At 60.0% G+C, this 24,932-nt stretch carries 27 protein-coding genes; 6 read left to right on the plus strand and 21 right to left on the minus strand.

What is annotated here, in order from left to right; genetic code table 11:
- The 8 genes from IBX54_RS04275 to IBX54_RS04310 form a co-directional block, all read right to left on the minus strand.
- Positions 1-622: ketose-bisphosphate aldolase (locus tag IBX54_RS04275; protein WP_296541424.1), on the minus strand; the 622-nt coding region annotated here is incomplete at its 3' end.
- Between the two features lie 104 nt (positions 623-726).
- Entirely contained in the window at positions 727-1,920 is a 1,194-nt protein-coding gene (locus IBX54_RS04280; protein ID WP_296541425.1) for a phosphoglycerate kinase, read from the minus strand.
- Positions 1,921-1,952: 32 nt separating this feature from the next.
- A complete protein-coding gene (locus tag IBX54_RS04285; RefSeq protein WP_296541426.1) occupies positions 1,953-2,651 on the minus strand; it encodes an HAD-IA family hydrolase in 699 nt (232 codons plus the stop codon).
- A gap of 12 nt (positions 2,652-2,663) precedes the next feature.
- Positions 2,664-4,733: a transketolase gene (gene tkt / locus IBX54_RS04290; protein WP_296541427.1), complete on the minus strand. Its 2,070-nt coding sequence runs from the start codon at positions 4,731-4,733 to the stop codon at positions 2,664-2,666.
- 188 nt (positions 4,734-4,921) lie between these two features.
- Positions 4,922-5,797: a phosphoribulokinase gene (locus IBX54_RS04295; RefSeq protein WP_296541428.1), complete on the minus strand. Its 876-nt coding sequence runs from the start codon at positions 5,795-5,797 to the stop codon at positions 4,922-4,924.
- Between the two features lie 25 nt (positions 5,798-5,822).
- Positions 5,823-6,926: a class 1 fructose-bisphosphatase gene (locus IBX54_RS04300; RefSeq protein WP_296541429.1), complete on the minus strand. Its 1,104-nt coding sequence runs from the start codon at positions 6,924-6,926 to the stop codon at positions 5,823-5,825.
- A 46-nt stretch (positions 6,927-6,972) separates the two neighbouring features.
- Positions 6,973-7,671 carry a ribulose-phosphate 3-epimerase gene (rpe, locus tag IBX54_RS04305; protein WP_296541430.1) on the minus strand — a complete coding sequence of 233 codons (699 nt, stop codon included), beginning with the start codon at positions 7,669-7,671 and terminating at the stop codon, positions 6,973-6,975.
- Positions 7,672-7,726: 55 nt separating this feature from the next.
- On the minus strand, positions 7,727-8,467 hold the full coding sequence (locus IBX54_RS04310; RefSeq protein ID WP_296541431.1) for an HAD-IA family hydrolase: 741 nt from the start codon (positions 8,465-8,467) through the stop codon (positions 7,727-7,729).
- Positions 8,468-8,603: 136 nt separating this feature from the next.
- Here IBX54_RS04310 and IBX54_RS04315 point away from each other — a divergent pair, with 136 nt between their 5' ends.
- Complete coding sequence (locus tag IBX54_RS04315; protein ID WP_296541432.1) at positions 8,604-9,515, plus strand: LysR family transcriptional regulator; 912 nt, start codon at positions 8,604-8,606, stop codon at positions 9,513-9,515.
- An 83-nt stretch (positions 9,516-9,598) separates the two neighbouring features.
- On the opposite strand, the gene IBX54_RS04320 is transcribed toward IBX54_RS04315, so the two are convergent.
- The 5 genes from IBX54_RS04320 to IBX54_RS04340 form a co-directional block, all read right to left on the minus strand.
- Positions 9,599-10,009 (minus strand): hypothetical protein, encoded by a 411-nt coding sequence (locus tag IBX54_RS04320; protein ID WP_296541433.1) that lies wholly within the window; start codon positions 10,007-10,009, stop codon positions 9,599-9,601.
- Complete coding sequence (locus IBX54_RS04325) at positions 10,006-10,224, minus strand: ribbon-helix-helix protein, CopG family (protein WP_296541434.1); 219 nt, start codon at positions 10,222-10,224, stop codon at positions 10,006-10,008. Before IBX54_RS04325 ends, IBX54_RS04320 begins: the two co-directional genes overlap by 4 nt.
- 68 nt (positions 10,225-10,292) lie before the next feature.
- Positions 10,293-10,676: a PIN domain-containing protein gene (locus tag IBX54_RS04330; protein ID WP_296541435.1), complete on the minus strand. Its 384-nt coding sequence runs from the start codon at positions 10,674-10,676 to the stop codon at positions 10,293-10,295.
- A gap of 18 nt (positions 10,677-10,694) precedes the next feature.
- Positions 10,695-10,955 carry an AbrB/MazE/SpoVT family DNA-binding domain-containing protein gene (locus IBX54_RS04335; RefSeq protein ID WP_296541436.1) on the minus strand — a complete coding sequence of 87 codons (261 nt, stop codon included), beginning with the start codon at positions 10,953-10,955 and terminating at the stop codon, positions 10,695-10,697.
- Between the two features lie 81 nt (positions 10,956-11,036).
- Entirely contained in the window at positions 11,037-11,804 is a 768-nt protein-coding gene (locus tag IBX54_RS04340) for a ParA family protein (RefSeq protein ID WP_296541437.1), read from the minus strand.
- A gap of 205 nt (positions 11,805-12,009) precedes the next feature.
- Here IBX54_RS04340 and IBX54_RS04345 point away from each other — a divergent pair, with 205 nt between their 5' ends.
- From IBX54_RS04345 to IBX54_RS04355, 3 genes are all read left to right on the plus strand, one after another.
- Positions 12,010-13,389 carry a ribulose-bisphosphate carboxylase gene (locus tag IBX54_RS04345; protein WP_296541438.1) on the plus strand — a complete coding sequence of 460 codons (1,380 nt, stop codon included), beginning with the start codon at positions 12,010-12,012 and terminating at the stop codon, positions 13,387-13,389.
- Between the two features lie 281 nt (positions 13,390-13,670).
- Positions 13,671-14,477: a CbbQ/NirQ/NorQ/GpvN family protein gene (locus IBX54_RS04350; protein ID WP_296541439.1), complete on the plus strand. Its 807-nt coding sequence runs from the start codon at positions 13,671-13,673 to the stop codon at positions 14,475-14,477.
- Between the two features lie 29 nt (positions 14,478-14,506).
- Positions 14,507-16,789, plus strand: coding sequence for a VWA domain-containing protein (locus tag IBX54_RS04355; RefSeq protein ID WP_296541440.1), 2,283 nt, complete (start codon positions 14,507-14,509; stop codon positions 16,787-16,789).
- A 132-nt stretch (positions 16,790-16,921) separates the two neighbouring features.
- Here IBX54_RS04355 and soxZ read toward each other — a convergent pair whose 3' ends face one another.
- From soxZ to IBX54_RS04380, 5 genes are all read right to left on the minus strand, one after another.
- Positions 16,922-17,233 (minus strand): thiosulfate oxidation carrier complex protein SoxZ, encoded by a 312-nt coding sequence (gene soxZ, locus IBX54_RS04360; protein ID WP_296541441.1) that lies wholly within the window; start codon positions 17,231-17,233, stop codon positions 16,922-16,924.
- A gap of 52 nt (positions 17,234-17,285) precedes the next feature.
- On the minus strand, positions 17,286-17,741 hold the full coding sequence (gene soxY, locus IBX54_RS04365) for a thiosulfate oxidation carrier protein SoxY (RefSeq protein ID WP_296541442.1): 456 nt from the start codon (positions 17,739-17,741) through the stop codon (positions 17,286-17,288).
- Between the two features lie 280 nt (positions 17,742-18,021).
- Entirely contained in the window at positions 18,022-18,504 is a 483-nt protein-coding gene (locus tag IBX54_RS04370) for a thioredoxin fold domain-containing protein (RefSeq protein ID WP_296541443.1), read from the minus strand.
- Positions 18,505-18,613: 109 nt separating this feature from the next.
- Complete coding sequence (locus IBX54_RS04375; RefSeq protein ID WP_296541444.1) at positions 18,614-19,897, minus strand: NAD(P)/FAD-dependent oxidoreductase; 1,284 nt, start codon at positions 19,895-19,897, stop codon at positions 18,614-18,616.
- A 10-nt stretch (positions 19,898-19,907) separates the two neighbouring features.
- Complete coding sequence (locus IBX54_RS04380; protein WP_296541445.1) at positions 19,908-20,210, minus strand: class I cytochrome c; 303 nt, start codon at positions 20,208-20,210, stop codon at positions 19,908-19,910.
- A 200-nt stretch (positions 20,211-20,410) separates the two neighbouring features.
- On the opposite strand from IBX54_RS04380, the gene IBX54_RS04385 reads away from it, so the two are divergent.
- Positions 20,411-20,629, plus strand: a complete 219-nt coding sequence (locus IBX54_RS04385; RefSeq protein WP_367141809.1) for a DsrE family protein — start codon at positions 20,411-20,413, stop codon at positions 20,627-20,629.
- Positions 20,630-20,708: 79 nt separating this feature from the next.
- Here the strand turns inward: IBX54_RS04385 and IBX54_RS04390 are convergent, their stop codons facing one another.
- The 3 genes from IBX54_RS04390 to IBX54_RS04400 form a co-directional block, all read right to left on the minus strand.
- Positions 20,709-22,067 (minus strand): DUF5723 family protein, encoded by a 1,359-nt coding sequence (locus tag IBX54_RS04390; protein WP_296541446.1) that lies wholly within the window; start codon positions 22,065-22,067, stop codon positions 20,709-20,711.
- Positions 22,068-22,151: 84 nt separating this feature from the next.
- Entirely contained in the window at positions 22,152-22,790 is a 639-nt protein-coding gene (locus tag IBX54_RS04395; RefSeq protein ID WP_296541447.1) for a Rieske 2Fe-2S domain-containing protein, read from the minus strand.
- Between the two features lie 41 nt (positions 22,791-22,831).
- Positions 22,832-24,592, minus strand: a complete 1,761-nt coding sequence (locus IBX54_RS04400) for an SLC13 family permease (protein WP_296541448.1) — start codon at positions 24,590-24,592, stop codon at positions 22,832-22,834.
- Here IBX54_RS04400 and IBX54_RS04405 point away from each other — a divergent pair.
- Positions 24,566-24,817 carry a hypothetical protein gene (locus IBX54_RS04405; RefSeq protein WP_296541449.1) on the plus strand — a complete coding sequence of 84 codons (252 nt, stop codon included), beginning with the start codon at positions 24,566-24,568 and terminating at the stop codon, positions 24,815-24,817. The two genes, IBX54_RS04400 and IBX54_RS04405, sit on opposite strands and share 27 nt — an antisense overlap.
- Positions 24,818-24,932: the final 115 nt, after the last annotated feature.

Here is a 24,932-nt window from a genome sequence, read left to right on the forward strand (position 1 = left end):
TGGGCTTGCGCGTGAACTTGTAGGCGCCGTGGCTGGTGCCGATGGCAATGGCCAGGGCGTCAACACCGGTCTGCGCGACAAAGTCCTTGGCCTGCACCGGATCGGTCAGCATCTGCTCGTGGCTGAGCTTGCCCTGCGCGCCAATGCCGTCTTCCTCACCCGCGTCGCCGGTTTCCAGGCTACCCAGGCAACCCAGTTCGCCTTCAACCGACACACCCACGGCGTGCGCCATCTCGCAGACGCGGCGCGTCACGTCAACGTTGTACTCGTAGCTCGAAGGTGTCTTGCCGTCACTCATGAGCGAGCCGTCCATCATGACGCTGGTAAAGCCCGAGCGGATCGACTGCTGACACACCGCCGCAGAGGTGCCATGGTCCTGGTGCATCACCACCGGAATATCCGGGTAGGACTCGACCGCCGCCAGCACCATGTGGCGCAAATAGGCTTCACCAGCATATTTGCGGGCGCCGGCGCTGGCCTGCAAGATCACCGGGCTGTCGGTGGCGGCGGCAGCCTCCATGATGGCCTGGATTTGCTCCAGGTTGTTGACGTTGAAGGCGGGCACGCCATAGCCGTTTTCAGCAGCGTGGTCGAGCACTTGACGAAGGGAAACAAAGGCCATGATGATCTCCTGGTGGTTTTAAGAAAAAATTGGCACAGCCCACGCATCGGATGTGTGAGTTGGCGGGAATGAAATTGGGCGGGCTTGACACCCTGTGGGGCAGACTAACCCGCGGCGCGCTTTTGCAGGATCTCGAAGGCGGGCAGGGTTTTGCCTTCCAGCACTTCCAGAAATGCACCGCCGCCGGTCGAGATGTAGCCCACATCCTTCTCGATGCCGTACTTGGCAATGGCAGCCAGCGTGTCGCCGCCACCGGCTATTGAGAAGGCCGACGACTCGGCAATGGCGTGCGCAATGACCTTGGTGCCGTTCTCGAACGCGGCAAACTCGAACACACCCACTGGGCCGTTCCAGACGATGGTGCCGGCCTTTTTGAGCTGCTCGGCCAGTTTGGCTGCCGTCTCAGGGCCAATATCCAGAATCAGGTCGTCTTCGGCCACGTCAGTGGCAGCCTTGACAGTGGCTTGCGCGTCAGCGGCAAAGGTTTTGGCGGTGACCACGTCGGTGGGAATGGGCACCTCGGCACCGCGCGCCTTCATGGCCTCGATCACGGCTTTGGCGTCGTCAACCAGGCCGGGTTCGGCCAGACTTTTGCCAATGCTCAGGCCGCAGGCCAGCATGAAGGTGTTGGCAATGCCGCCGCCCACAATGAGCTGGTCCACGTTTTTGGCCAGCGCCTGCAAAATGGTCAGCTTGCTCGACACCTTGGAGCCGGCCACGATGGCCACCAGCGGGCGCTTGGGGTTGGCCAGCGCCTTGTTGATGGCGTCGATCTCGGCGGCCAGCAAGGGGCCGGCACAGGCGATGGGGGCAAACTGGGCAATGCCGTAGGTGGTGCCCTCGGCGCGGTGCGCGGTGCCAAAGGCATCGTGCACAAACACGTCGCACAGGGCAGCGAGTTTTTTGGCCAGCTCGGGGGCATTTTTCTTTTCGCCCACATTCACGCGGCAGTTTTCCAGCAACACAATCTGACCGGGTCGCACGTCCACGCCATCGACCCAGTTAGCCACCAGCGGCACCTCGCGGCCCAGCAGTTCGCCGAGTCGTTTGGCCACCGGAGCCAGCGAATCAGACGGCTTGAAGGCGCCCTCGGTCGGGCGACCCAGATGGCTGGTGACCATGACCGCAGCGCCAGCTGCCAGCGCCATCTGAATGCAGGGCACGCTGGCGCGGATGCGGGTGTCTTCGGTGATGTTGCCCGCCTCGTCCTGCGGCACGTTGAGGTCAGCGCGAATAAACACCCGCTTGCCCGTGGCAAAACCGCTGGCAATCACATCGGCAAAACGTAAAACTTTCATGCTTTTTCACTCCTGGTTAAATGCCTATTATTTCAACTCAATTCTTCCGCACGCACCGGTTTCAACAGCCAGGAAAAATCGGCAATGATCCGGTCGGGCGAGCAGCTTTCAATGGGTTGACCCATGTTGTAGCCGTGAGGTAGCAGCCACACCGCCACACCGGCATTGCGTGCGGTGGCGGCGTCGATGCTGGAGTCGCCGACAAACAGACAGCGCTCGGGCGCGACGCGAAACTGCGCCAGGCAGCGGGCCACGCCCGCCGGATCCGGCTTTTTGGTGGCCAGCGTGTCGCCACAGACCACCGCGTCGAACAGCTCGTCGAGCTGATGCACATCCATCACCACCCGGGTGTAGCGGCTTTCCTTGTTGGTCACCAGCGCCAACTTGACACCCTCGACACGCAAGGCTCGCAAGGTCTCGCAAACATGTGGGTAGAGCTGGCTGCGGGTGCCGCAGCGCCGCGAGTAAAAGCTGTCGTACACCGGCAAAATCCTGGCCAGCAGTTCGCTGGCGCGCACTTGTGCGGCAGTGGTTCCGGTGACCTGCGCCAACGCCTGCACCAGCAGCTCGCGCGTGCCGTGACCGATCCAGTCGCTGACCTGCTGCTGCTTCACCCTGGGCATGCCGAAGTGTCCGAGGGTATCGTTGACGGCATCCACGATCTCGGGCGCCGTTTCCACCAACGTGCCGTCGAGGTCGAACAGTATCAGGTCAAAGGCGCGCTGCTTCATGGGGTGGCGTTGTTAGTTGCTCGACGGCACCACAGTGTCGGGCAAGGGCTCTGCGCGGTAGTGGGCCGCGCGGTGCGCCAGTGTTTTCACTGCCGACACCACGTGCTCGGCCGTGATGCCGAAGTGCGCGTACAGCTTGGGCGCCGGGGCTGATTCGCCAAAGGTCGGCATGCCGATCACAACGCCAGTACGGCCTACGTATTTGCGCCAGAAGTCGGGGTGCGCGGCCTCAATGGCCACGGTGGGCAGGCCCAGCGGCAAGACCATTTCCTGGTAGGCATCGCTTTGGCGGTCGAACACATTGCTGCACGGCATGGACACCACGCGGGTCGCTATGCCCTGCGTGGCCAACTCGGCTTGCGCCTTCATGGCCAGCTCCAGTTCCGAGCCGGTGGACAAAATGGCCGCTTGCGCACCCTCCATGTCGGACAGGATGTAGCCACCCTTGCGGATTTTGTCGGCCTGGCTGAGCATGCTCAGGCGCGGCAGGTTTTGCCGTGACAGGCACAGCGCGCTGGGGCCGTCTTTGCGCTCCACCGCACAGGCCCAGGCCACAGCAGTTTCGAGGCCATCGGCCGGGCGCCACACGTCCAGCCCCGGGATGATGCGCAGACTGGGGATGTGCTCCACGCTCTGGTGCGTTGGGCCGTCTTCGCCCAGGCCGATGCTGTCGTGGGTAAACACGTGAATGACGCGAATTTTCATCAGCGCAGCCATGCGGATGGCGTTGCGGCTGTAGTCGCTGAAGGTCAGGAAGGTGCCGCCGTAGGGGATGTAGCCGCCGTGCAGCGCGATGCCGTTCATGATGGCGGCCATGCCGAATTCGCGCACGCCGTAGCTCATGTGGTTACCCCATTTGTCGCGGCCCGCCTTGACGCAGCCCTTGAAATTGGTCAGGTTCGAGCCGGTCAGGTCGGCGCTGCCGCCAAAGAATTCGGGCAGCAGCGGGGCAATGGCATCGAGCGCATTCTGGCTGGATTTGCGCGTGGCAAAGGCCGTGGCATTGGCAGCGATGGCAGCCAGCACGTCGGGCAATTTTTCGGCAAACGCGGGCAGCAGGTCGCCGGCCATGCGGCGCTCGAATTCGGCGGCCTGCGCCGGATATTTGGCCTGGTAGGCGGCAAACTGGTCACGCCACTGCCCCTCGGCCGCAGCACCGCGCGCCACTGCGTTCCAGGCGCTGGCAATCTCGGTGGGGACGTCAAACGGCGCCGCGGTCCAGCCCAGCGCCTCGCGGGTGGCGGCCACCTCGGCCGCGCCCAGCGCAGCACCGTGCACATCGTGCGTGCCGGCCTTGTTGGGCGAACCCAGGCCAATGATGGTCTTGCAGCAGATCAGCGTCGGTTTGCCGGTGGCCGTCACAGCCTGCGCCTTGGCGGCCTTGATGGCGGCATCAAGCGCCGCGGGGTTGTGGCCGTCCACGGCAGCGATCACATTCCAGCCGTAGGCCTCGAAACGCTTGGGCGTGTCGTCGGTAAACCAGCCTTCAACGTGGCCGTCAATGCTGATGCCGTTGTCGTCATAAAACGCCACCAGCTTCGACAGGCGCAGCGTGCCGGCCAGACTGCAGGCCTCGTGACTGATGCCTTCCATCATGCAACCGTCGCCCATGAAGGCGTAGGTGAAGTGGTCCACGATGCTGGCATCGGGCTGGTTGAATTCAGCGGCCAGCAGCTTCTCGGCCAGCGCCATGCCGACCGCGTTGCTGATGCCCTGACCGAGCGGACCGGTGGTGGTTTCCACGCCCGGCGTGACGCCCACTTCGGGGTGACCGGCGGTTTTGCTGTGCAATTGGCGGAAGTTTTTAAGCTCTTCCATCGGCAGGTCGTAACCCGTGAGGTGCAACAGCGCATAAATGAGCATGGAGCCATGGCCGTTACTGAGCACAAAGCGGTCGCGGTTGGCCCAAAGCGGGTTGGCCGGGTTGTGGCTCAGGTGGCGGTTCCACAGCACTTCGGCGATGTCGGCCATGCCCATGGGCGCGCCGGGGTGGCCGGACTTGGCTTTTTCGACGGCATCGACTGCCAGCATGCGGATGGCGTTGGCCATTTGCTTGGCGAATTCAGGTGTAGGTGTGTTCATGGTGTTACTTTTGAATGGTTTGAGTTAGTTGTCATTGCCTACCGTACGATGAAGACCCGACACCGCACACAGACCTTGAACAAGGAAGCCGTCACTGCGAGCGCAGCCCGGTAGTCCATGCAGTCCGGGGTACTGGATTGCTTCACTTCGTTCGCAATGACGATGAGGTTCGCAATGACGGGTAAATATCAGGCGGCTTTCTTTTTACGTTCCATCATGCGCCAGATGAAGGGCGTAAAGATGAGTTGCATGGCCAGTTCCATTTTGCCGCCGGGCACCACGATGGTGTTGGCGCGGCTCATGAAACTTTCATCGAGCATGCTGCGCAAATACTGGAAATCGATACCTTTGGGGTTGGCAAAGCGAATCACCACCATGCTCTCGTCGGCCGTGGGTACCTCACGCGAGATGAACGGGTTGCTGGTATCGACCATTGGCACACGCTGAAAGTTGACATGCGTGTGCATGAACTGCGGACAGATGTAGTTCACATAGTCGGGCATGCGCCGCAAAATGGTGTCGGTGACGGCCTCGGTGCTGTAGCCGCGCTGCAATTTGTCGCGGTACAGCTTCTGAATCCATTCCAGGTTGATGACCGGCACCACGCCAATCAGCAAATCGGGGTGCTGGGCGATGTTGACCTCGGGCGTGACCACGGCGCCGTGCAGACCCTCGTAAAACAGCAAATCGCTGTTGTCGGGCACGTCTTCCCAGGGCGTGAAAGTGCCGGGGTCTTGCTTGTAGGGTGCGGCCTCTTCGGGGTCGTGCAGGTATTTGCGGCGCTTGCCGGTACCGGTTTCGGCGTAATTGCGAAACAGCGCCTCGAGTTCGGCAAACAGGTTGTTTTCAGCACCGAAATGGCTGAAGTTCTTGTTGCCCGCGGCCTCGGCTTCGGCCGCTTTGAGCTTCATGGCCTTGCGATCAAAACGGTGAAAGCTGTCGCCTTCGATGATGGCGGCGCTGATGCTTTCACGCCGGAAAATATTCTCGAAGGTGCGCTGCACCGAACTGGTGCCGGCGCCGCTGGAGCCGGTGATGGCGATGATGGGGTGGCGAATGGACATGGCAAAGTCTCCTTATTGTTAAAAATTAATCCCGGAACAGGCTGCGCTCGGCAAACAGCGGGTTCTCGAAAGTGGTGGGCGCGGGCTCGGCGTGGTAGCGCTCGATGCGCTCGACCTCATTTTTGGAGCCGAAGACAAAGCCAATGCGCTGGTGCAGGCCGGTGGGTTGCACGCTCATCATGGGCAGCTCACCGGTGGAGGCACGGCCCCCCGCCTGTTCCATGATCATGCCCACCGGGTTGGCCTCGTAGAGCAGGCGCAGGCGGCCCGGTTTGGACGGGTCTTTGCTGTCGCGCGGGTACAAGAAAACACCACCACGCATCAGAATTCGGTGTGCCTCGGCCACCATGCTGGCAATCCAGCGCATGTTGAAGTCCTTGCCGCGCGGGCCCGTTTTGCCGGCCAGGCATTCATCGACATAACGCTTGACCGGCGCCTCCCAGAAACGGGCATTGGACGCGTTGATGGCAAATTCCTGGGTATCTGCCGGAACCGTCATCTTGGGGTGCGTGAGCATGAACTCGCCCAGGTTGGGGTCGAGCGTGAAGCCATTGACACCTTCGCCCACGGTCAGCACCAGCTGTGTGGTGGGGCCGTAGAGCGCGTAACCGGCGGCCATTTGTTTGGCGCCCGGCTGAAAAAAGTCGGCATCGGTCACGTCGCGGCCCGAATCGATCACGTCTTGCGGCGCGAGCAAGATGCTGAAAATGCTGCCCACCGAGACATTCACATCGATGTTGCTGGAGCCGTCAAGCGGGTCGAACACGATCAGGTATTTGCCGCGCTGGTACTGCGCCGGGATCTGGTACGGGGCTTCCATTTCTTCAGAGGCCATGCCCGCCAGGTTGCCGGCCCATTCGGTGCGCTGCATGAAGACATCGTTGGACAGCACGTCGAGCTTCTTCTGCGTCTCGCCCTGCACATTGACCGAGCCCCCGGCGTCTGCCGCATAGTTGCCGGTCATGCCGGCCAGCTCGCCATAGGCGACCGCCTTGGCGATGCCTTTGCAGGCCAGCGCCACGTCCAGAATCAAGGCGTTGAAGTCGCCGCTGGCACTTGGGTGGCGACGCCGCTCCTCGATGAGAAACTGTGTGAGCGTCGAGCGGTTGGATCGGATGGTCAAAGGCATGGGTATCTCCAGATGTTTAAAATTTATGATTCAATGGCGCGCAGCGTCAGGCCCGGCGGGCCGCGCGGCGCAGCGCCTGCATCACACCCTTGTAGCCGCCGTCGGCATCGGGCGCACCAAACACGGCGCTACCGGCCACGCAGGTATCGGCACCAGCGGCCACAATTTCTGCAATGTTGTCGGTCTTGACACCGCCGTCCACTTCGAGCCAGATGGGCTGACCGCCCGTGGCCACATGCGCGCCAATTTTGGCCCGCACCTGGCGCAGCTTGGCCAGCGTGGACGGGATGAACTTCTGGCCACCAAAGCCGGGGTTGACGCTCATCAGCAAAATCATGTCGAGCTTGTCCATGACGTGGTCGAGCCAGTCCACCGGGGTGGCAGGGTTGAGCACCAGACCGGCCTTGCAACCGAGCTCGCGAATCATCGACAGGCTGCGGTCCACATGTTTGGAGGCCTCGGGGTGAAAGGTGATGATGTTGGCACCGGCCTTGGCAAACAGCGGGATGATGGCATCGACCGGCTCCACCATCAGATGCACGTCGATCGGGATGCTCACATGCGGGCGAATCGCCTCGCACACCAGCGGCCCAATGGTCAGGTTGGGCACGTAGTGGTTGTCCATCACGTCAAAGTGCACCAGGTCGCAACCGGCGGCCTCAATGGCACGGACTTCTTCGCCCAGACGGGCAAAGTCAGCCGACAAAATGCTCGGGGCCAAACGCAGGACATTCGATATGCTCATGGTGTGCTTTCTGTAAAGTTGGAAATTTCTGAGGGTGATGCAGTTCAGTGCACTTTTACCTGGCCCGCGCCGCGTGCCACTGGCGCAATTGCAGCAGATTGACCTGACTCAAATCAGGCACCACGCGCAGCGCCCCGGTGAAATCATGGTGTGCCGTGAAACCATTGGGTGTCACGATGGTCGCCAGGCCCGCCGCGGTGGCGGCACGCAGCCCGTTGCTCGAATCCTCGAACGCCAGGCACTGCGCGGCGGGCAACTGCAAGGCATTGAGCATCTGCAAATACACCTGCGGGTGCGGCTTTTTGATGGGCGCCGTGGAGGCGTCGCCAATGGCCGAAAAATTCAGCCGCCAGTCCGGGCCGATGGCTTGGCGCAACAGCGCGGCAATGTTCACCGGCGACGTGGTGGTGGCAATCGCCAGCTGCAACCCGGCGGCGAGCGCCTCGTCCATCAGCTTGAGCACGCCGGGGCGCAGGCTGACTTCGCCCTGATTGACAGCGTTCTCGTAGGCGGCGGTTTTGAGTTCATGGATGCGGCCGATGCGGTCGCTCAAAGCCTGCGCGTTGAGTACCTTGATGTCGGGGTTGACCTGCTTCCAGTAATGCAGGATGCGCTCCTTGCCGCCCGAAATTTCAAGCAGCTCGGTGTAAAGCGCCTCGTCCCAGACCCAGTCCATGCCCATTTCCTTGAAGGCATGGTTAAAGGCGGACAGATGCACGCGCTCGGTGTCGGCCAGCGTGCCATCCACATCAAAGATGAGGGCTTGCAACGAGTTGGCGGTCGACGGCTGGCGCATGACAGGACTTTCTTTGGGTTTACTTGCATTGGCCACTTTCGCGGCATGGATTTACTTTAATCGCCTAAACCCATAAACTCTAATCACGTTTTTTAAAAAAATCATCAGCATGACCTGATGAAACTCGGAGACTCCGATGCGTCCCTACACCTTCAAGCAGATTCAAACCTTTCTGGAAGTGGCGCGCCAGCGCTCGGTCTCCAAAGCCGCCGAGCGCCTGTTTGTCACCCAACCGGCGGTGTCGATGCAGCTGCGCCAGTTGGAAGACGCCTTTGGCCTGGCGCTGATCGAGCCGACCGGGCGCAACATCCAGCTCACCCACGCCGGTGAAGTCTTTCTGACCCACGCCAGCGCAGCGATGGCGCAATTCAAGGACCTGGAAGCCCAAATGGCCGAGCATGTGGGCCTGAAACAGGGCCGAATCGAACTGGCCGTGGTCAGCACAGCCAAATATTTTGTGCCCATGCTGCTGGTGCGCTTTGGCAAGCTCAACCCCGGCATTCATGTCCAGCTCAGCATCGACAACCGCGAAAATGTGCTGGGCTTGCTGGCGCGCAGCGAGGCTGATCTGGTCATCATGGGCCGCGCACCCAGCCACCTCAATTGCCAGGCCACGGCGTTTGCCACCAACCCGCTGGCGATGGTCGCCGCCACCGACCACCCGCTGGTACGGCGCAAGAAGCTGCCATTCAGCGCCCTGGCCGATTACAAATTTGTGGTGCGCGAGGAAGGCTCCGGCACCCGCGCCGCCATGCACCGGCTGTTCGAGGAAAACAAGACGCCGCTGCAGGTGGTGATGGCCATGCCCAGCAACGAAACCATCAAACAGGCCGTGATGGCCGGCATGGGCCTGAGCTTTTTGTCGATGCGCACGGTGCGCCACGAACTCGCCAGCGGTCATCTGGCGCTGCTCGATGTGCAGGGCCTGCCGCAAATTAACAACTGGTTTGTGACGCATCTCAAAGAAAAAAAACTGTCCCCGGCCGCGCTGGCGTTCAAGCAATTCCTGATCGAGCAAGGCGGGGCGTTGATGGATACCTGGAGTTGAGACAAAGACGATGAATTGGCACAACCCAAGCCGGACGAGCGACATGACCGTCTTGATCCGGTGACATTCAGATGCCGTGAAAGTTAGTTTGGCAGCCCAACACCAAACAGCATCTGCCACGCTTGCCGTGGCGAGGCAATACGCATCAAACCCGCTGGGCCTGGGCGACTTTTCCAACTCAATACCCGCTTGTCGCCGGTCACAAAGAGCGCCATGCCAGCCAAGGCAGTGGCATCAACCAAGCGCACATCGTTATCATTTTTTGGCTCGGCAACATCGTCAATCAACGCCGCAGCCTGCCAGGCCAGATCAAACAGCACAGAGGCATCCGGGCGCTGCGGAAATTTACGAGTTAAAACCTCGTGGGCTTCCTGGCGCACCAGTTCACTGCTGTAGAGCCAACCGCGATCGGCACATTGCAATACCAATTCTTCACACAATCCCGAAAACACCGTTGCAGAAAGCCATACGTTGGTATCCAAAAATACCTTCATGACACGTCTTGAAGAATGTCGTCTTCAGTCAGCCAGCCCGCCGCGCGCGCCAGCGGCGCCAACTGCGTCTGGCTTTGACGCAAGGCTTCGCGCAAGCGATACGAACGCAGCGCATCGCGCACCACCTCGCTACGTGATTTTCCAGCGCTGGAACACAGCACATCGAGGTTTTGTGCCTCGGTTTCAGAGAGGCGAACAGTCAAGGTTGTTGGCATGATTGGCTCCGGTTTGTACGACACTGTAATACAAATATCGCAAAAACGCTCGGCTACCGGCAAGCAAGTTAATTGACAGGCGTGATCACCTTCAAGGCGGCAAAGTAGTTGCGAAAGAAACCAGCGTCGTTGGTCAGCAGGGCATCGGCTTGTTGGATGGCGTGGGCGCCAATCAAAAAATCCGGGGCAACGCGTTCGCGGGGGCCTTTATTGCGGGCGTAAACGCGCATGATGCGTGCCGCTTCCAGCGCGGTCTCCATGGACAGCGGGTCATGGTCAATTTGGCATGCCGCCAGAAATTCACGCAGGTCTTGTTCGTCCGAAAAGTAGCGCCCCAACTCTGCCACCACCACAGCGCAGACACACAAGCTGCCATGTGCCAAGGCGGCCTCCAGCGCCGCTTGGGCGGCGCCAGCACCGGGTGCACTCTTTGATAATGTCGAACAGGACACTTGAATCAACAGCAGTTTTCATGCCGCCGCATCCCCGTCGCGCCAGGGCACCGGGCGGCCTCGCAACTCGGCCAGGGCTTCGTTGGTGATCAAACCATCATCAACGGCACGGCCAAGCCAGCGGCGCAGGTCAAGTGCCACTTTTTTCTCGATCACCAAACGCCCATCGACGACGCGAATTTGCAGCTTGGCACCGGGCTTCAGGCCCAGTTCGTCGCGCACTTCTTTGGGAATCACAATCTGGCCACGTTCTGCCAGCGTCACATCTGTCGCTTTCATGACATATCTCTTTAGATAAAAATCACAGTATTTCTTGTTTGGTATGAAACAAAAAGTATGACGTTCACCCAAAAAAAATGCCTACCCCCGCAACCCGTCATGCAATTCCACCAGCGCCAGCGTGATCTTGTGGTTCGGGTCGAGGTGGATCATGGGCAGCGACTGCTCGTGCGACTCGCGAATGCGCACCGATGACGGCAAATACGGCTGCAGCACCGGCAGGCCTTCCTCAACAAGTTCAGCCACCATGCGCTGGGGCAGGTTGGCGCGGGACTGGAACTGGTTGACCACGATGCCGTCGATCTGCAGGTCGGGGTTGTGGTCGGCGCGGATTTCCTGCACGTTGTCCAGCAGCGCATACAGCGCCTGACGCGAGAAGCTGTCGCAATCAAACGGAATCAGGCAACCAGTGGCGCCAATCAGCGCGGCCCGGGTAAAGAAGTTCAGCGCCGGCGGCGTGTCGATGTAGATGCGGTCATACGTTTCGCCCAGTTGCACCAGGGCTTCGCGCAGCTTGTAGATTTTCTGGCGCGATTCGAGCTTGACCAGCAGCTCGTTGAGCGCCGGGCTCGACGGCATCACATCGAGGTTTTCAAACGGCGTTTCGACCACGTAGTCGGTGGCGGGCACGTTGCGAAAGCTGTAGCTCAGGGTTTGTTCAAAAAAACCGGCCACGCTGGGCTGCTCGTCGCTGGCGGTGTCGCCCAGCAAGTAGCTGGTGGAGTTGCCCTGCGGATCGAGGTCGATAACCAGCGTGCGCAGGCCCTGGTTGGCACTGATGGCGGCCAGATTGCAGGTGATGGTGGACTTGCCAACCCCGCCTTTTTGATTGAACACAACGATCGGCATGAATCAACTCCTTTGAGGCAACTGAACAATAAGCGTGACTGGCCTCCATTGTCCGTGACTTTGCCCGCCTGTCTCAAAAGTGGCGCGCAAGGTAATTCATCAATAAAAACTGATTAAAAAATCAATTTATTTGAATTTTCATGATGAATAAGCCTGCCTATAGTTCAAGCCATCGCTTCAAACCACTCACAACTGGAGACAAACCATGGATCAATCGAACCGTTACGCTGACCTGAGCCTCAAGGAAGAAGACCTGATCGCCGCTGGTAACCACATTTTGGTAGCCTACAAAATGGCCCCCAAAACCGGACATGGCTACCTGGAAACTGCCGCCCACTTTGCCGCCGAGTCTTCCACCGGCACCAATGTGGAGGTGAGCACCACCGACGATTTCACCCGCGGCGTCGATGCGCTGGTCTATTACATCGACGAAGCCACCGAGGACATGCGCATTGCCTACCCGCTGGAACTGTTCGACCGCAACGTGACCGACGGCCGCTTCATGCTGGTGTCCTTTTTGACGCTGGCCATTGGCAACAACCAGGGCATGGGGGACATCAAGCACGCCAAGATGATCGACTTCTACATGCCCGAGCGCGTCATCCAGATGTTTGACGGCCCGGCCAAGGACATCTCGGACCTGTGGCGCATTCTGGGCCGCCCGGTGAAAGACGGCGGCTACATTGCCGGCACCATCATCAAGCCCAAGCTGGGTCTGCGCCCCGAGCCGTTTGCAGCAGCCGCTTACCAGTTCTGGCTGGGTGGCGACTTCATCAAGAACGACGAGCCGCAAGGCAACCAGGTGTTCGCCCCCATCAAGAAAACGCTGCCGCTGGTCTATGACTCGCTCAAGCGCGCCCAAGACGAAACCGGCCAAGCCAAGCTGTTCTCGATGAACATCACCGCCGACGACCATTACGAGATGTGCGCCCGTGCCGACTTTGCGCTGGAAACCTTTGGCCCCGATGCCGACAAGCTGGCGTTTCTGGTGGACGGTTTTGTCGGCGGCCCCGGCATGATCACCACGGCGCGGCGGCAGTACCCCAACCAGTATCTGCACTACCACCGCGCCGGCCACGGCATGATCACCAGCCCCAGCGCAAAACGCGGCTACACCGCTTTTGTGCTGGCCAAAATGGCGCGTCTGCAAGGTGCCAGCGGCATCCACGTGGGCACCATGGGTTACGGCAAGATGGAGGGCGAAGGCGACGACAAGGTGATTGCCTACATGATCGAGCGCGACGAGTGCCAGGGGCCGGTCTATTTTCAAAAATGGTACGGCATCAAGCCCACCACGCCGATCATCTCGGGCGGCATGAACGCGCTGCGCCTGCCGGGTTTCTTCAAGAACCTGGGCCACGGCAATGTGATCAATACCGCTGGCGGCGGCGCTTATGGCCACATCGACTCACCCGCCGCCGGCGCCCTGTCGTTGCGCCAGGCCTACGACTGCTGGAAAGCCGGTGCCGACCCGATCGAATACGCCAAGGAGCACACCGAATTTGCCCGCGCGTTTGAGTCGTTCCCCAAAGATGCGGACTTGCTGTTTCCGGGCTGGCGCGAGAAGCTGGGCGTGCATAAATAAAAACCGGAAACCGGGTTCAAGGAGACAGAGCGTGAGGGGGATCGGGGCGGCAGGGTATCCTGCCACCCCGATCCCGATACGCCGTTGGTCTTGGACTGAACCATATTGTGATCATGGAGCAGCGTGCGTTGGGTGTCTGACATGGCGAGGTAAAGGAGGAGGTTCGGGCACCAGCCCGAACCGGGGGACACGAGTGATGTCAGATACCCAATGCGCGCTGCGGAGCCAGCACAGCTAAAAATGCATTTGTCTTCAAATATCAACCTAAAGAGAACTGCAAAATGACCGACACCGCACAGCAGTACCGCATCGCCAAAGAGCCGTTCTACCAGCAACAGAGCAACGAAGTCGCGCTGTATGAAGCTGCGTACCAGGCCAAACTGCCGGTCATGGTCAAGGGCCCCACCGGCTGTGGCAAATCACGGTTTGTCGAATACATGGCCTGGAAGCTCGGCAAACCGCTCATCACCGTGGCCTGCAACGAAGACATGACCGCCTCCGACCTGGTGGGCCGCTACCTTTTGGATGCCAACGGCACGCGCTGGCTCAACGGCCCATTGGCCACGGCGGCACGCATCGGCGCCATTTGCTACCTCGATGAAATCGTCGAAGCGCGCCAGGACACCACGGTGGTCATTCACCCGCTCACCGACCACCGGCGCCAGCTGCCACTCGACAAAAAAGGCGAATTGATTCAGGCGCACCCAGACTTTCAGCTGGTGATCTCGTACAACCCCGGTTACCAAAGCCTGATGAAAGACCTCAAACAAAGCACCAAACAGCGCTTTGTCGGCTTTGACTTTGACTATCCCGGCGCCGAACTGGAAGCCAGCATCATCACCGCGGAAACCGGCATTGCCCTGGCCGATGCGGTGCGGCTGGTGAAGGTGGGCGCTGCGGCGCGCGCACTCAAGGGCCACGGCCTGGATGAAGGCATTTCGACCCGGCTGCTGGTCTATGCCGCCACCTTGATGCTGGGCGACGTGGCGCCGGTGGACGCCTGCCGCATGGCGCTGGTGCGGCCCATCACCGACGACGCCGACATCCGCGCCACGCTCGACCATGCCATTGACGCGGTGTTCGGCTGAGGCACATGGATTGCCGCGCTTCGCTCGCAATGACAAGCCTATTCAACACGCCGATCACAACGGCACCAAGCGCTGATCAGTTACAAGCCTGGCGCACGCAGCTCGACAGCGGCTTTGCCGAGGTGGCCGACGTCTTTGCCGACTGCATGCGCGAAGCCCACACCAGCCTCAGCGCCGACGGGCTCGACGACTACCTGGCGCAGGCGCGTTTTCTGGGCAAAATGGGCCGGGGTGTCGAACCACTGCTGATCTTTTTGCAGGAATGGCCGCAGGTGGCGCAAACCGTGGGCGAAGACGCCTTGAGCCCGGTCATGGCGGCCGTCAAACTGATCAACAAGTCCCCCAACAGCAAGGCGATTGCGCCATTTTTGCAGGCGCTGGCGGCCGTGGTGCGGCGCCTGCCCACTCAGGCCCAGTTGCAGCATTACCTTGACCTGAGCCTGCTGCTGATGGAGCGCACCAGCAGCTCGATCCACGGCATCCACAAGAGCTACCCGAGCCCGAGTCTGGCCCTCTTTTTCGAAAAATCGCCGCAACTGCTGGAGCTGCTGAGTCTGCAGGGACTGAGCCAATGGGTGGACTACGGCATCCGCAACTACAGCCACCACCCGGAGCAGCAGCGCGAGTATTTCAGCCTGCAGAGCGCCGACAGCCGCGCCGTGCTGCAGCGCGAGCGCCACGGCACGCTGCTGATGGACCACACCCGCGCGCTCGACCTGTATTTGCGCGCACTCTGGCAAGACGGCGATGTACTGGTGCCCTACGCCACCGCGTTCGAGGTGCAGCGCCAGCCCATGCCCTACTTTGACGCGTTTGGCATTCGCCTGCCCGACGTGTATGACGAGCGCGCCGGCGTCCAAGGCATGGACCGCTACCGCGCCGCGCTGGCGCACATGGCGGCGCACCGGCGCTGGAGCTCAGCCGTTTTTGCCGACAACTTCAGCCCGGCACAGCGGCTGGCGATTGAAATGTTTGAAGATGCCCGGGTCGAGGCACTGGCCATGCGCGAATACCCCGGCCTGCGCCGCATCTTCATCGCCCTGCACCCGAACCCGGTGGCCGGCGCCTGCAACCCGGCCACGCATTCCTGCCTGCGCCATCGCCTCGCGGTGCTGTCGCGCGCCCTGTTCGACCCACCCCAACGGGTTCAGGATGTGCAAGTCAGCGATTGGGTAGAGCGCTTTCATGCCCTGCTGGCGGAGGGCGATTCCAGCACCTCAGAGATCGCCGGCCTGGGCTTAAGCTACCTCGGCAAAACCCGGCTACAAAGCGACCAGTTGCCAGATACCTGGTTTGAAGACACCGTGGCGGACTACCGCGACGACAACCGGCACTTGTGGCGCTTTCATGAACTCAGCGACGACGAGGAAAGTTTTGAGGAGCCGCGCCAGACTCCGCCCACTGACGAGATTCAAAGCCTGCCGCCACGCCATTATCCAGAGTGGGACTACAGCAGCCAGACCTTCCGGCCCGACTGGGTGAGCCTGTACGAGCGGCTGCACCCGGCGGGCAACGCCGCCGACATCGATGCGCTGCTGGCCAAACATAGCGCGCTGGCCAAACGCCTCAAGCGCCTGCTGGACCTGCTCAAGCCGCAGGACAAGGTGCGCGTGCGCTACCAGGAAGACGGCAGCGAACTGGACCTGGACGTGGCGATCCGCTCGCTGATCGACCTGCGCGCAGGCAGCCAGCCCGAGCCGCGCATCAACATGAGCCACACCACCAATGGCCGCAGCATCGCCGTGACCGTGCTGCTGGACTTGTCGCAATCGCTCAACGAAAAGGCGCGCGGCGCCGAACAAACCGTGCTGCAACTGAGCCAGGAAGCGGTGTCGCTGCTGGCCTGGGCAGTGCAGCAACTCGGCGACCCGCTGGCCATTGCCGGCTTTCACTCCAACACGCGCCATGACGTGCGTTACCTGCACCTCAAAGGTTTTGGCGAGGCGTGGGGTGACGAGGTCAAGGCCCGGCTGGCCGCCATGCAGGCCGCCTACAGCACCCGCATGGGCGCCGCCATGCGCCACGCGGCACACACTTTGAGCGCGCAGCGGACTGACAAAAAGTTGCTGTTGGTGCTCACCGACGGTCAACCCTCCGACATCGACGTGCAAGATGAACGCCTGCTGATCGAGGACGCCAAAGCAGCGGTGCGCGAGCTCGACCAGCAGGGCATCTTCAGCTACTGCATCAACCTCGATGCCGCCGCAGATGCCTACGTGAGCGACATCTTCGGGCGCCAGTACACGGTGATCGACAACATTGCCCGGCTACCCGAGCAGTTGCCCCGGCTGTTCATGGCCTTGACGCGCTGAGCCGGCAAGACAGGGCTTGTGCAGGGTGCACAACACGCCCCCAGCAGGAAATGCGTCTCAAGATCAAGCTGCGGCCAATGCATTGGTATATGAACGAGAATTTATCGCATCAACCAGGCATATAAAGTGGGATCAGGTCACCACGGCTTCATCGGTGCGGCTGTCGCCCTTGGTGTCCTTCCAGGTGATGGCCACCTTGTCGCCGGCCTTGCCACCTTTGATGTTGAACTGCATGAACGGGTCTTTCGAGACCGCCTGGCCCCATTCGGCAGTCATCACGACGGTGCCGTTATGGCTGGCGGACACTTCGTTGATGTGCCAGGCGAGAATCGGTTTGCCAGCGGCATCTTTACGCTGGCCCGACTCCATCATGTGACTCATCAAGACACGAACGGTGGTTTTTCCGCCTTCTGCTTTGGCGCGAATGCGCATTGGATCTGCCATTTTTGAACTCCTGAATAATGAATGAATACGTCAGTGCCGGGGCCAGTCGGCCTTAACCGCCGCAACCGCCCAGCGTGACTTTGACTTCCTTTCTGGCAAACAGTGCCCGGCCGTCGTTCATGATGGCCACGGCATACACGCTCGAGGACTGCCCCATCTTGGAGCGGATGGCAAAGTTGGCTTCCACACTGTCGGTCACGTTGAAGAGGGCAACCAGGGTAAACGGGTTTTTTTCGACCAGCAGCAGCATGCGTTTGACGCCGGGCAGTGCGGTACCGATCGTAAAGTGAACCACTGCACCGTTTTCAGCAAGGTCCGGCCCGGTAATGGTGACATCCTTGCTTTCTGCAGGGGCACCTGCGCCCAATGCCTTGAGCACATCCACCACTGATTTGGCTTCAAAGGCAGGCTTGTTGTAGGCCTGGGCGTAGTGGGGAAACAGGCCCGTGGTGGCCAGCAGGCCGGCCACGATGGCGCTGTGTTTGAGTGTCTCGCGACGAGTTTGCATTGAAACCTCCTACTTTGTGTTCATACTGAAAATGACCCCTATCTCTGTGCGCTGGACGCTACTCGCCAGCTCCCGCGACCAGACCAGCCTCAAAGAGGATGGCCTCAGCAAAGCGATGACCGAGAAGGCTGGCATCCTTGCGTCAATCCGGACATTCGAATCTGTGAAGGCCGTGTGCAAGCGGTGTTTTGCCACTGTGATTTGCACTGTACCGCACTGGCGACCGTCGGAGGTGCCACGCCACGCCGATCCGGTTTTGACGGGCATCATCCGAGGCCCCTCAGTGCGCCACGACAGCGCGGGCGGTGCGCAGCCGGTCGTCCAGGTGGGCCCCGTAAAAATCCGGAATGTAGCCGCCCACCAGGCGTTCGGCCACTTCAACCCCGCCGCGGCCAAAGAACAACACGGTCGGCGCAATCTTGATGTCCCAACTGCGAATCAACTGGTCATGGGTTTGGCGGGCCCCGCTGAAGTCCTGCACCATCTGCTGGTTGCGCATGTCGATTTGCACGATGGACAGGCCCGCCTGACCCTGTAGCGGAGCCAGATAATTCTCACGCACCAAGTTGCAAAATGGGCACCCGTCCAGACTCACCATGACCAGCAGCGGACTGCCCTTTTGCAGCGCCCTGGCCAGCGCCTCAGGCAGTGAAGCGGGCACGGGCAAAGCCTGGGCCAGGGCATGCCCTGGCCCCATCCCACTGGCGCCCACAACCGCCAGCAGCCAGTGGCGACGTGTCAGGAAAAAATGACGTGAACTCATGAGCTGGCCACCTGTTCCGTCAGCCCCTGCACACACCAGGCCAACCAGGCCCCAGTGCACTGACGATCGTTTGCCTCACGGCATTGTCATCAGCGCACTGTCGCTGCGGCTAAACAAGGGAGTCAGCCCAGATGTTATGCGCCCAACCCAGCGCATACTCCGCTTCCAGTTGATTGGCAGCTTTTGACAAACCCCCGGATCCCGCCACGGTCACCATGGTTTTCTTGACCGGATCATAGGTATGCACGCTGGCCACATGAACAGCAGTGTTGCTGGTGAGGAAGCTGTAGCAGGTGTTGGTATAGATCGGTGAGGGGTTGGGCGTTTTGCCGGTCAACAAAGCCACCACGGCAGCGGCACAGGTTTTGCCATGCTGGTTGGCCATGCTCCCCGACTTGGGCATGCGAGGCGCGCCTTGAATCGAATCACCCAGCACGTGGATGTTTTTGGCAGCCTTGGATTCATAGGTCAAAAAGTCAACCTCACACCAGCGCTTGTTGACCGTTGCCAAGCCGGTTTGCACTGCAATGGCGCCAGCACGCATGGGCGGCAGCACATTGAGCACATCGGCTTTCACGTCTTCGTGAAATTCGAACTTGAGGGTGTTGGTGGCCACGTCCACATCCGCCAAAGCGTGTTTGCCACGGAACTCGATCATGCCCTTGTAGTGTTCGGCCCAGGCCTTTTTGAACAGCGCGCCTTTAGAGGAGACATCGTCATTGGCATCCAGAATCAACACCTTGGATTTGGGCTTGGCCTTGCTGAAATAACTGGCCACCAGGCAAGCGCGCTCATACGGGCCGGGGGGGCAACGGTAGGGTGTCATGGGAACCGATATGGCGAACACACCGCCATCGGGCATGGCTTCGAGCTGCTTGCGCAAGGCCACGGTTTGGGGGCCGGCTTTCCAGGCGTGCAACACCTTGTCCTTGGCGCCGGCGGCGGCCATACCCGGCAGGGCTTCCCACATGAAATCAACGCCAGGCGACAGAATCAGACGGTCGTAAGCCAGTTCACCCCCACCGGCCAGTTTGACGATGCGTTTGTCAGCATCGATGGCCGTCACGCTATCGCGCACAACCTTCACGCCATGGTTCTTGGTCAGGCCATCATAGGGCGTGGTGATGAAGTCCATGGTTTTGATTCCGCTGAGCACCAGGTTGGACAGCGGGCACGAAACGTACGACGCATTGGGCTCGACCAGGGTCACGGAAATGCCGTAGTCAGACCACATGCGCACATACTTGGCGGTAGTGGCACCGCCAAAGCCCCCGCCCACCACGACCACCTTGGGGCCATTGCCACCACCCATGGAAGCGCAACCTGACAGCATGCCCAGGGCGCCCAGTGCCGAACCAGCACCCAATGTTCTTACAAATTGACGACGTAACATGTTGTTCCCCTTAATTCTTCAAAGCGGCAAAGTAACCGGCGAGCTGTTCAATCTGCTCATCGGAATAGCCCTTGACGAGCTGATGCATCACAGTGGCCGACCTTTTGCCAGACTTGTAATCCTGCATCCTTTTAAGCAGGACTTCTTTTCTCGCGCCCGCCAGGTCATCCATGCCTGGTGCCGCCACGCCATGGGTGCCATGACAGGCAGCACAGCCTGCGGCCATGCTGCGCACCTGCAGGGCATCGGCACTGGCCCAAGAACAAAGGCCGGCAAGAACCAGGCCCGAAAAAAATCTGTCAACTTTTTTCACTTTGTCTCCTTGTAATGATCAATTTCCAAAACAACCCATATGCCATCATGGGAATAACATCAACCAATCTAGCCATTGCGTTGACTGTGGTAATCGTAGGGGGCAATGGTGAAAACCCAATACAGTAGAAACCCGCGGTATGGGCAAATTTTCCGAAGCTGCCTCACCATCACCCAAAGAAGGCGCCGGGCATTGACTTTTTGATTGCCGATGCCAAAGACAGCAAGGGTCGGGAGTTTTCCGGCATGGTCAGCGACCTGGCGGCCAAGGGCGTCGAATTCCGGGTCTGCAACAACACCCTGGTGTCACGCAACATCGACCCCGACAAATTGCTGATGGAAACCAGGCTGGTGCCCTCGGGCGTGGCCGAAGCCGCCAAGCTGCAAAGCAAAGAGGGTTTTGCTTACCTCAAGCCCTGAAAAGGCTGTGGGCGCTGCCATTGACTGGCAGCGCCCACTTTTTGCCAAGCCTGCTGTTTCAAGCAGGCTCAAGCTGGTTTTAGAAGCGGTGGCTGTACATGAGCTGCCAGTTGGTCTGGGCGTGGGAAATCTCCACGCCCTGACCACTGGTGACAGTCACCTTGGGTGCCACCGCCACCGACATATTGAAGTCACCGGCTTGCGACACTTTGTAGCCCAGACCCAGCGTGACATGGTTTTTCACAATGGCCGGGAACAGCGGATTCACGTAGGCATCAGGGATCGGGTTGTCCGCCAGGTTCAAGCCAGCACGCAGCGTGAGCGCATCGTTGGCTTTCCAGGCCATACCCAAATTCAAGACGGTTTGATCTTTCCAGTTTTGGGGCATGACGAAACTCACCGAGCCACCCATTTCCGAACTGTCGTAGCGCATCTTGAAACTCTCCATGGCGTCAGCCCAGCCGATGTATTTCACATCAGCCGCCAACAACAATGCCGGACTGGCTTGCCAGCTGGCACCGACCGCAAAGACGGAAGGCATCTGGAAGTCGATCACGGTGATTTTGCCGTGATCGATAAAACCACCGATCGCCGAAATACTGGCGCCACTATTGCCCGTCTCCATGTCATCCAGCGCCGTCTTGGACTGGTAGGAAGCACCCACCATCACTTCGGGGCTGACCTTGTAGGTCATACCCAAGGAAGCGCCGAATCCGGTGGCCTTGGCGGCGCCGGTGAAGTCGTTGTCATCAGAGAAGTCGATGCGTGCGATGATCGATTTTGCGGCTTCGGTCTGCGCCATTGTGCCCATCATTTCTGCCAGCTCACCTTCACCCCCCGTCACGATGCCATTAGGGCCCGCCAAACTGGCCAAGCTGCCATTCATCTGCATATCCAATGAAGACCATATGAATTTCAGCGTTGCACCAACCGTCAGGTTTGAATTGACTTGGTAAGCGACTGGAAAGAGCACATTGCCAACCGCAAGCTCAGAACGAGCTGGAAACCGAATCTCTTCGTGCACCACGCCCATGAACGAAGTCGCATCGTATTCGGTCCCCATGCCGCCTTGGGCAAAAATGCCCAGGCCATAGGTCAAAGCACCGCTGCGCCGGGTGTAGCCAAAGGCGGGCATCAGATAGGACGTGCCACCTGATTCGGCAGTCATCTCATAGGCAGGCACACTGCTCTTCACATCCGGCCCCAGAATGCCAAACGCCACGTCAACGCGTGCCGTGCCGTCGGCCATCATGCCCAACGTGGCCGGGTTTTGCACCACGGCAGCAGTGCCATGGTCAATGGCCTGTGAGACGCCGCCCATGCCGGTGGAAATGGGGCCGTAGCCCTCCATCAGCATGCCGTTGGTGGCATGTGCCGTGCCGGCTGCAAGCAGCGCACACAAGGGGGTCAGCAAAAATATCTTATGGTTTGTCTTCATCAGTGTCTCCAGTTTGGGTTATCAATACTTACTCTGCGATTTCACCTTGGGGTGATGGGTGAGGGTCAAAGGCGCCTGGCTGGCTTACCAAAAAGCCAGCAGGCGGCCTTTGACCACTTTGGTTTCAATGCGCTTGAGCGGACTGTTGCCTTTTTTGATACAGTCGCCGCTCTTGGCGTCAAATTGCCATTGGTGTTTGGGGCAGGTCAAGGTGGTCCCCTTGACAGCCAGTTCAGGGATGTCGGTGCTCTGATGCGGACAGTGGCTGTCATAGACCTGATAACTCTTTTTGTCGCGGTAGATGAACAGGCCGCGGCCCTGGCATTCGGTGCGCGTGACCTCGCCGTCGGGCACCTCCCTGGCGGCCATGACATCGCGCCACTCGCCTGCTGCCGGTGTCAGTTGCGTGATGACTTCGGGCGCAAAGCCGGGAATGTTCATGTCCAGGATGATGTCCACTGCCCAGACAATTTTGGCCAGGCCCAGCGCCGGAAAAGCCATCAGCAGTGCATCGAGCACTTCCATCGGCGTGCAGCCTTCGCGCAAGGCACGGCCCAGGTACTGGCGAAAACCACGGTCGGTTTGCGCATGGACCTTGGTGATCACCGAGATCAAATTGCGGGTCTTGGGATCGAGATACTTGCCGCTGTCTTTCAGAAAGGCAAAGTAGTGGCTCAGGGTTTCCGGCCTGGCTTTGAGCAGATAGTTCAGTGCGTCACTCATGGTGTCAATACTTTCATTCAAGGTTTAAAAAAATGCCTGCATTAAAAAATCACGTTCAGCATGACCATCAACACGGAGAGGAACAGGATGGTCATGATGCCGCCAGCGCGCATGTAATCGGCCACATGATACCCACCAGGCCCCATTAGCAGCGCATTGACCTGATGGGTCGGCAAGAAAAAGGAGTTCGAGGTCGCCAGCGCCACGGTCAGCGCAAAAACCGCCGGATCGGCACCGGCCCCGATGGCAATATTGACCGCCAGCGGCACCAGCAGAACCGTCGCGCCGACATTCGACATGACCAGGGTAAAGCAGGTCGCAAGCACCGCAATTGCCAGCTGGATCACCCAGATCGGGGTGCCGCCCAGGTACAACAGGGTTTGCTCGGCGATCCATTTCGCCGTGCCACTGGTCTCGACCGCAAGGCCAAGCGGAATCAGGCTGGCCAGCAGAAATACCGATTTCCAGCTCACCGCGCGGTACGCCTCTTCGACTTTAAGCACGCGCAGCAGGATCATGCCGATGGCACCGGTCATCAGCGAAATGGAAAGCATGGTTTTGGTGAACAGGATCAGCCCGAGCGCAACGCCGAAACACAGGAGCGCTGCATTCACTTTGTTCGGACGCAGTTCCTCGTGGGGAAATTCAGTCGTAATGAGCACGAAGTTCTTGTCCTGTTTCAGGTGCGCCAGGGCTTCCCAGCTGGTATGCACCACCAGCGCATCGCCGGACTGGAGCGGCAAATCTCGCACACCGTCGCCTTCACGCAGGGTCTTGCCGCCGCGATGCAAGGCCATCAGTGAAATGCCGTATTTCTTGCGCATCCAGACATCGCGGGCGCTCTTGCCGATCAGTTCGGAGCCGGGCGGTATCACCACCTCTGCAATACCGGCCTTGGCCGACGACAGTTGCTCGGCAAAGGTTTCAAGTTGCTCGCGTAACTGCAAACCGTTGGCGGCGGCGAACTCGCGCAGCCGCTCCGGCGCGCCGAGCAAGCCCAGCACGCTGCCGGAGATGATCTGGACGTCGCGCGCCGGGTCGATGCGCAGGTCGTCGCTGCCACGCATGATGGCGATCACGCGCAGGCGGCCCAGGCGCTCGATATCGTCGATCACCTTCCCGACCAGCGCACTGCTGGCCGGAATGACGGTCTCGTACACGGCATAGTCGAGGCCGTACAACTTCTGGAAATAGTCCATCGCGCTGGCGCCACTGGTGACGCTTTCCGTGGCCTTGCCCGGCAGCACGTAACGGCCGGCGAAAACAAAGTAAGCGATGCCGGTGGCCAGCAACGCCAGACCGATCGGGGTAACGGCAAACAGCGACCAGGTCTGCATCTGCTGGTCTGGCGGCAAGGCCTTGTTCGACGCCAGCATCAGGTCGTTGAGCAGAATCAGCGGGCTGGAGCCGACCATGGTGATGGTGCCGCCAAGAATCGCGCAGAAGCCCATCGGCATCAGCAGGCGCGACATTGGCAGGCCGGTACGGGCCGAAATCCTGCCAACCACCGGCAGGAACAAGGCGGCAGCACCGACGTTTTGCATGAAGCTGGAAATAACGCCGACCGTGCTGGAGATTGCCGGGATCACCCGAGCTTCGGTATGCCCCGCTACCCTGATGATGAAAGTCGCTACCCTGCTCATGAGGCCCGTCTTGTCGAGGCCTGCACCGACGATCATCACGGCGATGATCGACATCACGGCATTGCTGGAAAACCCGCCAAAAAGCTCGCGCCCAGTCACCAGCGGTTCGGGCAACCCGATCAAATATCCGAATTGGCTGATCAAGCCCAGCAGCACCATGATGCTGACCGCAGCCACATCGACGCCAACCACTTCGAAGGCAAACAGAAAAACCGTCAGCAACAGCAAGTTAAGGACGACCGCAATTTCCTGGCTCGGCGCAGCGACAAATGCGCTCACGCCAATCAGTGCAAAAAGCACAGCGGATATGACGGTTTTGACTTGACTGACTTTGGTACTCATTTTGAAATCTTCTTAATTGACGCGGTTAAGGTGAAAGAATAGCGACGTTGCGAACGAAGTGACGCAGTCCATGACCCCGGACGGCCTGGACTGCCCGCGCGGGCCGTCATTGCGAGCCCTCCGTACCTGGTCCGATACCGCACACGGGCCTTGAACA

Source organism: Rhodoferax sp., assembly GCF_014859475.1.
In the GTDB taxonomy this organism is placed as follows: Bacteria; Pseudomonadota; Gammaproteobacteria; order Burkholderiales; family Burkholderiaceae_C; genus Rhodoferax.

Bases quoted from the DNA above. Each gene is read 5' to 3' on its own strand.
- soxZ (WP_296541441.1), bottom strand. From the start codon at position 17,233: ATGGCAGATCCAATGCGCATTCGCGCCAAAGCAGAAGGCGGAAAAACC.
- IBX54_RS04320 (WP_296541433.1), bottom strand. From the start codon at position 10,009: ATGAAGGTATTTTTGGATACCAACGTATGGCTTTCTGCAACGGTGTTT.
- IBX54_RS04335 (WP_296541436.1), bottom strand. From the start codon at position 10,955: ATGAAAGCGACAGATGTGACGCTGGCAGAACGTGGCCAGATTGTGATT.
- IBX54_RS04400 (WP_296541448.1), bottom strand. From the start codon at position 24,592: ATGGTGCTGCTGGGCTTGATCAGCCAATTCGGATATTTGATCGGGTTG.
- IBX54_RS04315 (WP_296541432.1), top strand. From the start codon at position 8,604: ATGCGTCCCTACACCTTCAAGCAGATTCAAACCTTTCTGGAAGTGGCG.
- IBX54_RS04285 (WP_296541426.1), bottom strand. From the start codon at position 2,651: ATGAAGCAGCGCGCCTTTGACCTGATACTGTTCGACCTCGACGGCACG.
- IBX54_RS04280 (WP_296541425.1), bottom strand. From the start codon at position 1,920: ATGAAAGTTTTACGTTTTGCCGATGTGATTGCCAGCGGTTTTGCCACG.
- tkt (WP_296541427.1), bottom strand. From the start codon at position 4,733: ATGAACACACCTACACCTGAATTCGCCAAGCAAATGGCCAACGCCATC.
- soxY (WP_296541442.1), bottom strand. From the start codon at position 17,741: ATGCAAACTCGTCGCGAGACACTCAAACACAGCGCCATCGTGGCCGGC.
- IBX54_RS04295 (WP_296541428.1), bottom strand. From the start codon at position 5,797: ATGTCCATTCGCCACCCCATCATCGCCATCACCGGCTCCAGCGGCGCC.
- IBX54_RS04310 (WP_296541431.1), bottom strand. From the start codon at position 8,467: ATGCGCCAGCCGTCGACCGCCAACTCGTTGCAAGCCCTCATCTTTGAT.
- IBX54_RS04370 (WP_296541443.1), bottom strand. From the start codon at position 18,504: ATGAGTTCACGTCATTTTTTCCTGACACGTCGCCACTGGCTGCTGGCG.
- IBX54_RS04325 (WP_296541434.1), bottom strand. From the start codon at position 10,224: ATGCCAACAACCTTGACTGTTCGCCTCTCTGAAACCGAGGCACAAAAC.
- rpe (WP_296541430.1), bottom strand. From the start codon at position 7,671: ATGAGCATATCGAATGTCCTGCGTTTGGCCCCGAGCATTTTGTCGGCT.
- IBX54_RS04350 (WP_296541439.1), top strand. From the start codon at position 13,671: ATGACCGACACCGCACAGCAGTACCGCATCGCCAAAGAGCCGTTCTAC.
- IBX54_RS04395 (WP_296541447.1), bottom strand. From the start codon at position 22,790: ATGAGTGACGCACTGAACTATCTGCTCAAAGCCAGGCCGGAAACCCTG.
- IBX54_RS04390 (WP_296541446.1), bottom strand. From the start codon at position 22,067: ATGAAGACAAACCATAAGATATTTTTGCTGACCCCCTTGTGTGCGCTG.
- IBX54_RS04345 (WP_296541438.1), top strand. From the start codon at position 12,010: ATGGATCAATCGAACCGTTACGCTGACCTGAGCCTCAAGGAAGAAGAC.
- IBX54_RS04375 (WP_296541444.1), bottom strand. From the start codon at position 19,897: ATGTTACGTCGTCAATTTGTAAGAACATTGGGTGCTGGTTCGGCACTG.
- IBX54_RS04340 (WP_296541437.1), bottom strand. From the start codon at position 11,804: ATGCCGATCGTTGTGTTCAATCAAAAAGGCGGGGTTGGCAAGTCCACC.
- IBX54_RS04300 (WP_296541429.1), bottom strand. From the start codon at position 6,926: ATGCCTTTGACCATCCGATCCAACCGCTCGACGCTCACACAGTTTCTC.
- IBX54_RS04355 (WP_296541440.1), top strand. From the start codon at position 14,507: ATGACAAGCCTATTCAACACGCCGATCACAACGGCACCAAGCGCTGAT.